The 13,220-nt window shown below is 73.8% G+C and carries 11 protein-coding genes; 5 read left to right on the top strand and 6 right to left on the bottom strand.

The features are described from left to right. Nucleotides 1-67: 67 nt before the first annotated feature. The 3 genes from ACZ6QO_RS09650 to xylA form a co-directional block, all read right to left on the bottom strand. The gene (locus tag ACZ6QO_RS09650; protein ID WP_465849277.1) at nucleotides 68-763 is read right to left on the bottom strand and encodes a DUF998 domain-containing protein; all 696 of its coding nucleotides are present in this window, start codon (nucleotides 761-763) and stop codon (nucleotides 68-70) included. Between the two features lie 234 nt (nucleotides 764-997). Then, the gene (gene xylB / locus ACZ6QO_RS09645) at nucleotides 998-2,371 is read right to left on the bottom strand and encodes a xylulokinase (protein ID WP_465849275.1); all 1,374 of its coding nucleotides are present in this window, start codon (nucleotides 2,369-2,371) and stop codon (nucleotides 998-1,000) included. Beyond that, entirely contained in the window at nucleotides 2,368-3,519 is a 1,152-nt protein-coding gene (gene xylA / locus ACZ6QO_RS09640; RefSeq protein WP_465849273.1) for a xylose isomerase, read from the bottom strand. The genes xylB and xylA overlap by 4 nt, the downstream gene beginning before the upstream one ends. 134 nt (nucleotides 3,520-3,653) lie before the next feature. On the opposite strand from xylA, the gene ACZ6QO_RS09635 reads away from it, so the two are divergent. Both ACZ6QO_RS09635 and ACZ6QO_RS09630 read left to right on the top strand, forming a co-directional pair. After that, entirely contained in the window at nucleotides 3,654-4,820 is a 1,167-nt protein-coding gene (locus ACZ6QO_RS09635) for an ROK family protein (RefSeq protein WP_465849272.1), read from the top strand. Nucleotides 4,821-4,941: 121 nt separating this feature from the next. After that, the gene (locus ACZ6QO_RS09630; RefSeq protein WP_465849270.1) at nucleotides 4,942-5,457 is read left to right on the top strand and encodes a VOC family protein; all 516 of its coding nucleotides are present in this window, start codon (nucleotides 4,942-4,944) and stop codon (nucleotides 5,455-5,457) included. Nucleotides 5,458-5,467: 10 nt separating this feature from the next. Here ACZ6QO_RS09630 and ACZ6QO_RS09625 read toward each other — a convergent pair whose 3' ends face one another. Further along, the gene (locus tag ACZ6QO_RS09625; protein WP_465849269.1) at nucleotides 5,468-8,404 is read right to left on the bottom strand and encodes an AfsR/SARP family transcriptional regulator; all 2,937 of its coding nucleotides are present in this window, start codon (nucleotides 8,402-8,404) and stop codon (nucleotides 5,468-5,470) included. 229 nt (nucleotides 8,405-8,633) lie between these two features. Here ACZ6QO_RS09625 and ACZ6QO_RS09620 point away from each other — a divergent pair, with 229 nt between their 5' ends. Then, nucleotides 8,634-9,530: a M23 family metallopeptidase gene (locus ACZ6QO_RS09620; protein ID WP_465849267.1), complete on the top strand. Its 897-nt coding sequence runs from the start codon at nucleotides 8,634-8,636 to the stop codon at nucleotides 9,528-9,530. A gap of 80 nt (nucleotides 9,531-9,610) precedes the next feature. Here ACZ6QO_RS09620 and ACZ6QO_RS09615 read toward each other — a convergent pair whose 3' ends face one another. Then, on the bottom strand, nucleotides 9,611-10,828 hold the full coding sequence (locus ACZ6QO_RS09615; protein ID WP_465849266.1) for an MFS transporter: 1,218 nt from the start codon (nucleotides 10,826-10,828) through the stop codon (nucleotides 9,611-9,613). A gap of 119 nt (nucleotides 10,829-10,947) precedes the next feature. On the opposite strand from ACZ6QO_RS09615, the gene ACZ6QO_RS09610 reads away from it, so the two are divergent. After that, a complete protein-coding gene (locus ACZ6QO_RS09610; protein WP_465849264.1) occupies nucleotides 10,948-11,691 on the top strand; it encodes an ArsR/SmtB family transcription factor in 744 nt (247 codons plus the stop codon). Here the strand turns inward: ACZ6QO_RS09610 and ACZ6QO_RS09605 are convergent. Then, a complete protein-coding gene (locus ACZ6QO_RS09605) occupies nucleotides 11,651-12,790 on the bottom strand; it encodes a hypothetical protein (RefSeq protein ID WP_465849262.1) in 1,140 nt (379 codons plus the stop codon). The two genes, ACZ6QO_RS09610 and ACZ6QO_RS09605, sit on opposite strands and share 41 nt — an antisense overlap. Nucleotides 12,791-12,826: 36 nt before the next feature. Here ACZ6QO_RS09605 and ACZ6QO_RS09600 point away from each other — a divergent pair, with 36 nt between their 5' ends. Further along, nucleotides 12,827-13,000, top strand: a complete 174-nt coding sequence (locus tag ACZ6QO_RS09600; protein WP_465849260.1) for a hypothetical protein — start codon at nucleotides 12,827-12,829, stop codon at nucleotides 12,998-13,000. The last annotated feature ends 220 nt before the right edge of the window (nucleotides 13,001-13,220 follow it).

The following is a 13,220-nucleotide window of genomic DNA, read 5'->3' as shown; positions in this document are numbered from 1 at the left end:
ACTAGCATTGAGGCGGCTGATTTTCTTGATGCTTCTGTGATATTTCGCGAATTAAGCTCTTCTGCGTTTACTGTCGGCTTAACGCCGCGGTGGTGTTTCGTGCACCACTTGTAGGATTTTCCAGCGTCGCGGCCATCGCGATGATCGTGGCGATCCGCGGCCGCGACGCGGGCGCGGCGAGGCGCATCAGTCCAACGGCGGAGAAGGCGAGCGCGGCGACCTCGACGGCCAGCAGAGACCACTCCACCAAGCCGATCAGCACCTGGTGCCCGGGAAGCGCGACGTAGGTCAGCACGGCGAGGCCGCCGCCCGCGCCCAGGGCGAGCCACTCCAGCGGCCGGGCCACCGCCGCCCACCGCGCGTCCTCGCCGAACCGCCGGGCCAGCAGCGCCGTGGCGGCGGCCATGCTGATCAGGGCGAGCGCCACCAGAGCGTCGGCCACCCCCGCGAACGGCACGACGGCCGCGCCGGTCAGCGACACGGCCCACACCAGCAGCAGCCGCTCAGGCCAGCCCGACACAGGGGCGGCCATGGCGCGCATCCCGGCGAGCAGACCCAGCGTGGCGAGGCCGAGGAGCGCCAGCGCCGTCTCGGTGAGCCCGCCCGGGTCCAGCGCGGCGGCGCGGCCGATGGTGACGTCGAGGACGCCCGAGGGGGCGCCGACGCGGCCGGCCGCCATCGTGAGCCCCGCGGCCAGCATGGCCGGGACCGACGCGAGGAGCATGCCCGCTCCGGCGGCCAGGGGGTAGAGCCTTTTCAGCATGGCTCCAGACTGTCCGGAACCGGCCGTTTCGAACATCCGGTGCCGTCCCTGAACGACCCCTGAGGCGATCTCGGGGTCCCTCAGGGTCACCGCCCCCGGACGCGGTCACCGTGACCGGCCGGCGTCCCCAACGCCGACCGGCCTCCGGGACGCCGGCCGGCCACGGTGCGCGGGGGCCGCCGCGCTGCCGCGGCGGCCCCCGCCCTGGTCGAACTGCGGCGCCTTCGCCCCGGATCAGACGGCGGCGGCGGCCTCCGCGTACCGGGCACGGACCGCGGGGACCGGGTCGGCCTCGTAGACCTCCGGCTCGCCCGCCTGCCACCGCGGCGGCTCGGCCGCGCCGCTGAGCAGCCACGCGGCCTGGCGCGCGGCGCCGTCGGCGACGTACTCGCCCGGCTCGGGCACCACGACCGGACGCCCGAACACCGCCGGGGCGATCGCGCGCACGGCCTGCGACCGCGCGCCCCCGCCGATCAGCAGGACGCGCCGCGGCTCGACGCCCAGCGCGTCCAGCCCGTCGGCGAGCCCGCACAGCATTCCCTCCACGGCGGCCCGCGCGAAGTGCGCCGGCGTGGAGTTGGCCAGCCGCAGCCCGTGCACCGAGCCGGTGGCGTCCGGCTTGTTCGGCGTCCGCTCGCCTTCCAGGTACGGCACCAGGACGAGCCCGGCCGCGCCGGCGGGCGCCCCCAGGGCGAGGGCGTCCAGCTCGGCCAGGCTGACGCCCAGCATGCGCGCCGCCGCGTCGAGCACCCGGGCGGCGTTGAGCGTGCACACCAGGGGCAGGAACCGGCCGGTCGCGTCGGCGAAGCCGGCCACCGCCCCGGACGGGTCGTGGCTCGGCTCGCCCGCGCAGGCGAACACCGTCCCGGAGGTGCCGATGGACACCACCACGTCGCCGGGCAGCAGCCCGACGCCGAGGGCGGCGGCCATGTTGTCCCCGGTGCCCGGCGCGAGCGCCACGTCGCCGGCCCGCCCGGCCTCGCCCGCGGGAGCCAGCACGCGCGGCACCACGGGGGTGTGGCCCATCGCGAGCTTGAGCAGGTCGGGACGGTAGGACCCCGTGCCGGGCGACCAGTAGCCGGTGCCCGAGGCGTCACCGCGGTCGGTGGTGAGCGCGTTGACGCCCGCGGCGCCGGCCAGCCGCCAGGTGAGCCAGTCGTGCGGCAGGCACACCGCGGCGGTGCGCGCCGCGTTCTCCGGCTCGTGCTCGGCCATCCAGCGCAGCTTGGTCACGGTGAAGGAGGCCACCGGGACGCTGCCGACGGCCTCCGCCCACGCCCGCGGGCCGCCCAGCTCGGCCACCAGTTCTTCCGCGGCCCGCGCGGAACGGGTGTCGTTCCACAGCAGCGCGTCCCTGACGACCTCGCCCCGCTCGTCCAGGCAGACCATGCCGTGCTGCTGGGCGCCGACCGACAGCGCCGCCACGTCCGACAGGCCGCCCGCCTGGGCGAGGGCCTGCTGGAGGGCGTCCCACCAGTGGCCGGGGGCCACCTCGGTGCCGGCGGGGTGCGGGGCCCTGCCCTCACGGACGAGGGCCCCGGTCTCGGCGTCGCGGATGACGACCTTGCAGCTCTGCGTCGATGAGTCGACTCCCGCGACGAGCGTCATCCCCGCACTCCCAGGAGGTGCTCGAGCGCGAGCTGGTTGAGCCGGGTGAAGTGGAAGCCGCGCTCGGCCGCCTTGTCGATGTCGAAGTCGTCGTTGGCCAGGTTCTCGTAGGTCTCGCCGGGGGCCAGGGTCGGCTGGGCCAGCTCGGTGACGCGCGAGTCGGCGAGGGCGGCCTGCACCTCGGGGTCGGCGCGGAACGCGGCGGCCTTCTCCTTGAGGATCAGGTAGGTGCGCATGTTGGCGGCGGCCGAGACCCACACGTCCTCGGCGTCCTCGGTGCGCAGCGGCTTGTAGTCGAAGTGGCGCGGGCCCTCGTAGCCGCCGTTCTCCAGCAGGTCGACCAGGAAGAACGCGCTCTTGAGGTCACCGTGGCCGAAGACGAGGTCCTGGTCGTACTTCGGGCCGTGCTGGCCGTTGAGGTCGATGTGGAACAGCTTGCCGTGCCACAGCGCCTGGGCGATGCCGTGCACGAAGTTGAGCCCGGCCATCTGCTCGTGGCCCACCTCGGGGTTGAGGCCGACCATCTCGGGGTGCTCCAGCTCGTTGATCAGCGCCAGCGCGTGGCCGATCGTCGGCAGCAGGATGTCGCCGCGCGGCTCGTTGGGCTTGGGCTCCAGCGCGAAGCGGATGTCGTACCCCTTGTCGAGCACGTACTGGCACAGGATGTCCAGGCTCTCCTTGTACCGGTCGAGCGCGGCCCGCACGTCCTTGGCGCCGTCGGACTCGGAGCCCTCGCGGCCGCCCCAGCAGACGTAGGTCGTCGCGCCCAGCTCGGCGGCGAGGTCGACGTTGCGCATGACCTTGCGGATCGCGTACCGGCGGACGTCGCGGTCGTTGCTGGTGAAGCCGCCGTCCTTGAAGACGGGGTGGGTGAACAGGTTCGTGGTCGCCATGGGAACCTTGAGACCGGTTTCGCTCAGGGCCTGCTTGAAGTTCTGGACGGCCTTGTCGCGGTCGGGCTCGGTGGCGAGGAGGTCGTCGTCGTGGAAGGTCACGCCGTAGGCGCCCAGCTCCGCGAGGCGGTGCACCGATGTCACGGGGTCGAGCGGCGCGCGGCTGGCGTCGCCGAACGGGTCGCGCGCCTGCCATCCCACCGTCCACAGGCCGAACGTGAACTTGTCTTCCTTCTTCGGTGTGTACGCGTCCACGGTGTGTCTCTCCCGATTTAGTCTAGGTTGTGGACTAAATACTCTGCCCGTAAGCGCGCCGGGTCAAGAGGGAGCGCCCGGCCACTTCACCGGACCAGACTGGAAAATGTGATCGGAATCGGAGGCAGCCCCTGATGGCACAGGCCGTTCGGCACGACGCGATGCGCGCGGGCAACCTCGCCGTGGTCCTCGGAGCGCTGGACCGCCGGGGCCCGCTGACGCGCGCCGCGCTCGCCGAGGCCACCGGCCTGTCCAAGACCACGGTGTCCAAGCTGGTCGCGGACCTGATCGACGCGGGCATGGCCGTGGAGTCCGGCACCGTCGGGGACGGCGAGCGCGGCCGCCCGGGGGTGGCCGTCCGGCTCAGCGGGCACCGCGTGGCCGCCCTCGGCCTGGAGATCAACGTCGACTACCTGGCCGGCTGTGTCGTGGACCTCAGCCGGACGGTGCGGCTGCTCCGTACACAGGCTGTGGACAACCGGGCCGCGACGCCCGAGGAGGTGATCGCCGGGCTGCGCGCGCTGGCGGCGTCCATGCTCGCCGACGCCGCCAGGCTGGGCCTGTCGGTCGCCGGGGCCATCGTCGCCCTGCCCGGCCCGGTCGAACGGTCCGCCGGGAAGGTCCACCGGGCGCCCAACCTCGGCTGGCGGGACGTGGCGGTCACCCAGACCCTCGAACTGCCGCTGCCGGTGCTGGTGGACAACGAGGCCAACCTCGCCGCCCTCGGCGAGCTGTGGTTCGGCTCCGGCGCGGCGCTCGGCGACTTCCTGCACGTGTCGGGCGAGATCGGCATCGGCGCCGGCCTGGTGGTCGACGGGGCGCTGTTCCGGGGGGCGCACGGGTACGCGGGCGAGCTCGGCCACGTCGTGGTCTCGCCGGACGGCCCGCAGTGCCGGTGCGGCGGCAGCGGCTGCCTCGAACGGTACGCCGGGCAGGACGCCCTGCTGCCTCCGGGCGACGACATGGCAGCGCTGGTGGCCCGGCTGCGGGCCGGCGACGCGGCCGCCGCGGACGCCTGCGAGCGGGCGGGGACGGCGCTCGGCGTCGCGCTGAGCAGCGCGGTCAACCTGCTCGACCCGGACACGATCGTGCTGGGCGGCATCTTCGCGCCGCTGTTCCCCTGGGTGTCGGGGCCGGCCGAGGCGACCTTGCACCGGCGGCTCGGGCAGATGCGCGCCCGCGTCCCGGCGGTGGTGGTCTCCCAGGTCGGCGCGGACGCCGCGCCCCTGGGAGCCGCCGGCCAGGTCATCCAGCGCATCATCGCCGATCCGGGGGCCTTCCTGCTGGAACCACAGCGCTGAGCCCGGCGCCTTTCGCCTCGCCCGGCGCCCCTTCGCGTCAAAGATATTTGATGCAGGGATAGTTGCTTCGTCAAATAATTCTGGATATGATTGGTTGAGAGTTCAAGCTCTAGGAGGCAGCATGCCGGTCCACCGTCTCAACCACGCCGTCCTCTACGTCCGCGACGTCGAGCGCAGCGTCGCCTTCTACCAGCGGGCGCTCGGCTTCCGCCAGGTCATGAGCCTCCCCGGCGCGGCCTTCCTGCAGGCCGCCGCCTCCGGCAACGACCACGACCTCGGCCTGTTCCAGATCGGCTCGCAGGCCGGGCCGTCCGAGGCGGGACGGGCCACCGTCGGCCTGTACCACCTGGCCTGGGAGGTCGAGACGCTCGACGACCTCGACGAGATCGCGACGACGCTGCGCGAGCTCGGCGCCCTGGTCGGCGCCTCCGACCACTCCACCACCAAGGCCCTGTACGCCAAGGACCCCGACGGCATCGAGTTCGAGGTCTCCTGGCTGGTGCCCGCCGCCCTGCTCACCGAGGAGACGCTCGCCGGGCGCACCGCCATCAAGCCGCTCGACATCGCCCGCGAGAAGCGGCGCTATGGCGGCGGCACCCGCGGCGGCGTCGGCGTCTCCATCGCCGCCGCCCCCTGACCGGCCGCCGTCACGGCGCGCCGTCCCCGGTCAGCTCGCGTTGCAGGGTGAACGCCTGGTGCAGGTAGTCGCGGGCCAGGTCGGCACGGCCGGCGGCCCGGTGCAGTTCACCGAGCATCCGGGTCGCGCTGGCCTCCCCGCTGCGGTCGCCGAGCCGCTGGAAGATCGTGCGTGAGCGTTCGAGCTGGGCCGAGGCGTGCACGCGCTCACCGCGGACGGCCCGGCGGTTGCCGAGGCTCTGCATCGCGTACGCCGCGCAGTGGCAGTCGCCGAGGCTCTCGAAGATGTCCAGCGCCTGGTCCTGGAAGTGCGTCGCCCGGTCGAAGTCGGCCGCCAGATCGTGCAGCCGCCCGAAATGATTGAACACGCACCCCTCGCGGTGCCGGTCGCCGATGGCGCGGGCGAGCCGCAGCGCCTCGTCCAGCCACCGCGACGCCGCCGCGAGGTCGCCCGACTCCAGGCACACCTTGCCGATCGCCTGCCGCGCGTACGCCTCGCCCGCCGGGTCGCCCATGCGGAGGAACATGCCGAGCGCGTGCCGGAAGCGCCTGAGCGCCCTGAGCGGCCGGCCGCGGATCTGGTCCACCGCGCCGAGCCCGCAGATCGCGATCGCCTCGCCCCTGCCGTCCCCGAGCCGGCGGAACAGCACGTACGACCGGTGGAACATCTCCGCCGACTCGGCGTACCCGTCCTGGTACAGGTGGACCTGGCCGAGGCCGCGGAGCAGCGCGGCCTCCCCGCGCGGGTCGCCCTTGGCGCGCACCGCCTCCAGCGCGATCTCGTGGGTGCTCCGCCAGGCGTCGTAATGCCCGCGCAGGTCGAAGTACGGCACCAGCGAGGCCGCGAGGCCCCACGCCGAGTCGGCCATCCCCGCGTCGGCGGCCAGCCGCACCGTCCCCACCAGCGCCTCCCGCTCGGTGTCGAACCACGACAGCGGGTCGGCGCCGACCTGGCCGACGGCGGACTCGTCGGGCTCCCAGCGGGTGGCGGTGGGCGACATCAGGCCGAACACGGTGGTCGGCAGCCGCGCGGTGGCCCGTTCGGCGACCGCCAGCCACGCGCCGACCACCCGGCCGAGCGCCGGCGCCTCCGGCTCGGCGTAGGCCTTCTCCCTGGCGCCGCAGCGGATCAGGTCGTGCAGCCGGTAGCGGGGCTGGCCGGACGGGTCGCCGCCGACCGGTTGCAGCAGGTTCGCGTCCACCAGGTCGTCCACCACGTCGTCGGCGCCGTGCCGGTCGAGCGCGGCGTCCACGATCCAGGCGGGCAGCGACCGCGGGCCGAGCAGGCCGAGCATCCGGAACGCGCGGGCGGCCTCCTCCGGCAGCAGGCGGTAGCTGCGGTCCACGCTGGCCCGGACGGCGAGGTCCCCGGCCCGCAGCTCGCTCAGCCTGCGCGCCTCGTCCTCCAGCCGGCGCTCCAGCAGGCGCAGCGGCCACCCGGGGCGCGCGACCAGGCGCGCGCCGGCGATCCGGACGGCGAGCGGCAGGTGGCCGCACGACCGGACGATGGCCGCCGCCGCGTCCGGCTCGCGTTCCAGCCGCTCCCGGCCGACGATCTTGCCGAGCAGTTCCCCGGCTTCCGGGGGCGTGAGCACGTCGAGCTCCACCTGGAGCGTCCCGGGCAGCGCGGTGATCCTGCGGCGGCTGGTGACCAGCACCGAGCATCCGCTGCCCGGCAGCAGGGGACGCACCTGCGCGGCGCTCGCCGCGTCGTCCAGCACGAGCAGCACGTTGCGTCCGGCCAGCAGCGACCGGTACAGGGCCGAGCGCTCGCGCACGCCCGCAGGAAGCGCGCCCTCGGTCACGCCCAGCGCCCGCAGCGCCTCCGCCAGCAGGTCGGCGGGGTCGGCCGGCGCCGCCGAGGTGCCGCCCAGGTCGAGATAGAGCTGGCCGTCCGGGTGAGCGGCCCGTGCCGCGTGCGCGCAGTGCACCGCCAGCGCGGACTTGCCGACGCCCGGCGGGCCGACGATCACCGTGATCGCCGGCGGACCCGCCGCCCGTCCGGGTCCGAGCGCGTCGGCCAGCGCCGCCACCTCGTCCGACCGGCCGGTGAAGTCGGGAATGTCGGGCGGTAATCGCCACAGGGACGGTTCCCCCGACATCTCGGGCGCACGACTCGGCGGCGGATTCCCCCGTGCCTCCGCCGCCGGCGCACCGCGAGGTCCGCTCGGCGGTCGCGGGGGCGGGGAAGGGTCGCCCGCGAGCACGGCGGCGTGGGTGCGGCGCAGCTCGGCCCCCGGCTCGACCCCGAGCTCCTCCACCAGCCGGTCGCGGATCGTCGCGTACGCGCGCAGCGCCTCGGCCTGGCGGCCGCTCCAGTGCAGGGCCAGCATGAGCTGCCGCCACAGGCCCTCGCGGAAAGGGTGCTCCACCAGCAGGCCGCGCAGCTCGCCGATCGCGCTGGTGTACTGCCCGAGCGACACCCGCATGGCCAGCAGCTCCTCCGCCGCCGTGAGCCGCGTCTCCACCAGCGGCGACAGGCGGCTTTCCCACAACGGGCTGCCCGGCAGGTCCGCCAGCGGGGCGCCCTGCCACAGGGACAGCGCCCGGCACAGCAGGTCCACCGCCTCGGCGGTGCGGCCCTCGGCCCCCGTCCGGCGGCCCTCCTCGACGAGCCGCTCGAAGGCAAGCAGGTCGAGGTCCTCCGCGGACAGCTCGATCATGTAGCCGGACTGCCGGGCCAGGATGACCGCCCCGGCCCCCGCGGCTTCGGCGAGGCCGGACCGCAGGGAGCTGACGTAGGTCCGCAGGTTCTCCACGGCCGAGCGCGGCCGCCGGTCCGGCCAGAGCACCTCGACCAGATGGCTCGTGCCCACCACCCGGTTGGCATGGAGCAGCAGGGTGGCCAGCAGCATCCGCGGCTTGGCGCCGCCGAGTCGCACGGGCCGCCCGCCGAGCCGGACGTCCAAAGGTCCGAGAACGCTGAATGTGGGCCGATCAGTCATCATGCCCGTCTGCTCCTTTGCGACTTTGCACGCGGCTTTACCGGTGAGTCACTCAAAGCTCTGGATCTCTTTGTATCCGTTTTGGACGTTTCTTATACGGCTTATCCGGACGCTGTACGCGAAGCGAAGGGCCCGGGCCGGCCCGTCGGAGTTTCTCCCGAGTACCCCGTAACCGGCCTGGCACAGGCGGGGCCCGGCACCGGCCCGGCCGGAACCGTGAGAAAGGATCCGCATGAGGCTCAGAACATTGTCGACGGCGGGAGTCGCGCTGCTGCTCAGCCTGGTCGGCGGCGTCGCGATGGCACCGGCCGCCGGCGCCGCCGGCCCCCGTCCGAACTTCCAGATGCCCTTCCCCTGCAACCAGGTGTGGACCGGCAACTCCAGCGCCAGCAGCGCCCACCAGTCATGGGAGATCGACTTCAACCGGGGCGGCACGGCCGACGCCGACCGCGGCGACACCGTGGTCGCCGCCGCGGCCGGCACGGTGGTCATCTCGGCCCACCAGGGCTCGACCAACGGGTTCGGCAACCTGGTCAAGATCGACCACGGTGGCGGGTGGTCGACGTACTACGCGCACCTGGAGTCGCGCGCGGTGAGCGTGGGCGTCCACGTCTCGCAGGGCCAGAAGATCGGCGCCGTCGGCAACACCAGCAAGCCGGGCAACAACATCTCGCCCCACCTGCACTACGAGGTGCGCACGACCGACACCTCCTACCCCGCCAACATCCAGAAGGCCGTCTTCAACGGCACCACCTTCGGCTACCCCGTGCAGAGCGTGACCTCGCGCAACTGCTCGGGCAGCAACAACCCGTACACGCCGGAGGAGGTCTGCGGCAGCGGCTACGGCGTCATCGACTCGGCCGCCCTCGGCACGTCGGGCAGGGTGTACCTGCTCTACAACACCTCCAACGGGTACAACTGCGTGGCCACGATCAAGAGCGCGTCGGTCGGCACGGCGACCGCCACCACGGCCTACCTGGAGGTCCAGGGCAGGTCCCGGATCATCGACTCGGGCAACTTCTCCTACTACGCGGGCCCCGTACGGGCCTCGGCCGCCGACACCTGCGTGAAGTGGGGCGGCAAGGCGGGCTCCTCCGCATACGACAGCCCCTTCGAGCACTGCGGCTGACCGTCGCCCCCCGAGGACCGGTCCGGCGAGCCCCGGACCGGCCCTCGACCATGCGACGCGCGCCCGCCCAGCGGATGCGCTCAGCGGGTGCGGGCGGCCCGGCGGGCGAGGGCCGGGACGGGCAGGGAGCAGGCGAGGAAGACGGCGGCCATCAGCAGCCAGCCCCTCGCGGCGAGGCCCGTGAGCGCGAGCGTGAACACGGCGGGCGCGAACATCTGCACCGTCGCGGTCGCCGCCTCGGAGGCGCCCTGGTAGGCGCCCTTGGCGTCCTCGCGCATCAGCTCCACCGACAGGCCCCAGCCCCCGCCGACGTACCCCAGCTCGCCGGCCACGTGGAACAGCGCGGCCAGCGTCACCACCCCGATCGCCGCCGCCCCCGACCCTCCGGCCGTGGTGGCCAGCAGCACGCAGCTCACGGCCAGAAACGCACCCGCCCAGACGACGGTGCGCGCCGCCTGGACGGCGGTGGCGGTGAACCTGGTGACGAAGACCTGCGCCGCGGCGATGCCCACCGAGCTGATCACCACCACGGCGCCGCTCAGCGAGAGCGGCAGGTGCGTGGAGCCGGCGATCCACAGCGGCAGCCCCGTCGAGAGCATCGCCCAGCACAGCGACAGCAGCGAGGTGGCGCCGATGACCGCGAGGTAGGGCCGGTCGCGCAGAACGATCCTGACGCCCGGCGGGCGCTCGCGTACCGTCCGCGCGCGCGGCGGCGGCGGGACGGTGGCGGTGAGCACCGCGAGGACGGCGAAGCTGACCACGTTGCCGCCGATGGCGAGCAGGTAGGCCGACGGCCGGTCGGCCGACAGCACCACCGCGCCCGCGGCGGCGCCGAGGGCGTATCCGGCATGCTGGGCGACCCGCTGCCTGGCGAGTTCCCGCACGCGGTCCTCGGTGCCGGTGACCAGCGCGGCGACCAGGACGGTCCGGACGGCCGAGGCCCCGTTCGCGGGCGCCGCGAAGGCGACCGTGACCAGCATGAACGCCCACGTCGGGCCCACCAGCGCGTACGAGGCCATGGCGGCGCCGCGAAGCACGGTCACGGCGACCAGGATGGCGCGCGGGTCGTACCTGTCGGCCATGGCCCCGAGCGGCATCGCCACCAGCAGGCCCGCGCCCCCGGCCGCCGCCATGGCCAGTCCGACCAGGGCCGGCGGCAGGTGCAGGATCCGGGTGAAGTACAGCGCCCAGATGGTGAACCACAGCCCGTCGCCCAGCGCCGAGACGCCCCGTCCCCACAGCAGCCGCCGGAGCCCGGTCACCTCGCGAGCCGCCTGCCTGCCAGGGGCCGCCACCATGTCACCACCACCTTTCACGAGTCGCTTAATAGTGAATGTACCGACATGGCCGCTGCTCGAACAACCACCATTCAGGACTGCGTGAACCTTGATAGCCTGATAGCGAGGAGGCGAGGTCGATGGGCGGTTGGCTGGACGCACAGGAGCCGGTGCTGGGCTCGGTCATCTCCCTCGCCCGCGAACTGGCCGATCCGGTGCGGCTCACCGCGCTGCAGCTTCTCTCCGCCGAGGGCCCCCACACGCTCGGCCGGCTCGCCGACGTCCTCGGCGTCTCCGCGCCGCGCATGAGCAACCACCTCGCCCGCCTGCGCGCCGCCGGACTCGTCACCGTCGAGCACACCGGCCGGCACGCGGTCTACCAGGTGGCCTCACCCGGCATGGCGGACGTGCTCGCCGCGCTGGCCAGGTACGCCCACGCCGACCTGGCGGCGCGTCCCGGCCGCCCGCGGGACGCGGACGACATCGCGCACACCTGCTACGACCACACCGCCGGGCTGCTCGGCGTGTCGCTGTTCGCCGCGCTCGTCGAGCGCGGCGCCCTGCGGCCGCCCGACGGACGCGACAGCGCGCTCACCCTCGGCCCCGGCGCCGGCTTCCTCGCCGACCTCGGCGTCGACCCGGCCGCTGTGGACACCGGACGCCGCAAGCTCGCCACGGCCTGCCTGGACCGCGTCCACCGCCTGCCTCACCTGGGCGGCGTCCTGGGCAAGGCCGTGCTGGACGCCTTCGTCGCCCGGGGGTACGTCGAACCGCGCGAGGGCACCCGCGAACTCGCCGTGACCCCCCACGGCGCGACCGTCCTGCCCACTCTGCTGCCCGGCTTCACTCCCGCGACGACGACGGCCTCCCCGTCCGCGCCGTGAGCCGCGCCGGGCCGGCTCGCCCGGCCGCGAGCACGAGCAGCGCGAGCATGCTCAGCACGAGGCCCATCTGTGCGAGCAGGTTCGCCGCGTTCGCGTTTCCCTCCAGGTACAGCAGGAAGAAGCCGATCCAGGCGTAGGTCAGCAGCGCCGCGCCGCCCAGCGCGAGCCGGTGGCCGGCGCCCCACCCTGCCCGCCGGGACCAGCGGGCGACCGCGACGGCCGTCACGACGATCAGGCCGGCGCCGATCGCCACGCCCCACCAGTTCTCCGGCCGCGAGACGAACAGGCCCGCCACCACGAACGCCGCCACTCCCACCAACCAGACTCGCGGCGCCCGCCGCACACCGTCACCCGCGCCGTGGCCCGCGCTCATCCCATCGGCCGCGCTCGTCCCGTCGCCCGTGTTCGTACCGTCGCCCGTGTTCGTCCCGTTGGCCGCGCCGGCGTCGGGGCGCGCGGCGGCGGCGCGGGCCGGACGCCGTCCGAGGGTGAACGCGACGGCGATCAGCGCCACGACGACGACGGACGCGCCGATCACCTGCGGCGCCGGCGCCACGAAGGTCTTCCTGTGGTCGGCGGCGATGACGGCGCAGCCGAGGAGGAAGACGACGCAGGTCACCACCAGGCCGGGGATGCGCAGCCACGGCTCGGTCCTGCGAGCGGGCACCAGCGACTCGATCAGCACGATGGGCACGCCGATGCTCCAGACCGCGTGCCCGGTGACGAAGGTCAGCGCGTAGTGGGCGCTGACGCCGAGCACCGGGACGTGCGCGACGCTCTGGAAGTCGTACCCCTCCTCGTCGAAGGACGGGTTGAACAGCGACTGGTCCAGCAACCCGGCCTCCAGCACGCCGTACGCCGCGCCGAGCACCAGGATCGCCGGCCAGCCGCGCCCCGCGCGGCGGACCGCTTCCCTGATCAGGACCGCCCCGCCCCCGTACATCGGCGCGAGGACGAACAGCCCCGCGAGCTCCGACGGCGGAATGTTGCCCAGCAGGTACTCGGCGACCAGCGGCGCGAGAAAGAACAGCCCGACGGCGGGCGCGACGCGTCTCGGCATCCGCAGCCGACGGGCGTCGGTCAGCCCGGAGGCGGTCATGCGGCCGAGGCCCGACAAGAGAAGGAGCCGGACGCGATGAACGTCGGTGCGATGAACGTCGGTGCGATGAACGTCCGCCCGATGGACGTTGGCGCGATGGACGCCCGCACGATGGACGTTGGTGCGATGGACGCCCGCACGATGGACGTTGGTGCGATGGGCATCCGCGCGACGGGCCTTGGAGCGACGGTGAGCATGGGGCGACGCTAGGCGCCGGCACGGCGGCGGCGGATCGGCCATCGGTATTCTCCGCCGCGACCAACGTACCCGTCCGGCCACCCGCCCTCCGACCGAAGTATCACCCCTTCACGCGACCGCCGTGCGCCGGCGGACGACCGGAGAGCTGAGGTCGAAGAGCAGCGGCCGAAGGGTCGTTACGGGTCTGTCGCGATACTCGGCGACGGCGGGCGTGGAATGGCGCATATAGTGG

Source organism: Sphaerisporangium sp. NPDC049457 (assembly GCF_055586705.1).
The sequence above is the reverse complement of the archived record's forward strand: the minus strand, read 5'-3'. Positions and strand labels throughout refer to the sequence as shown.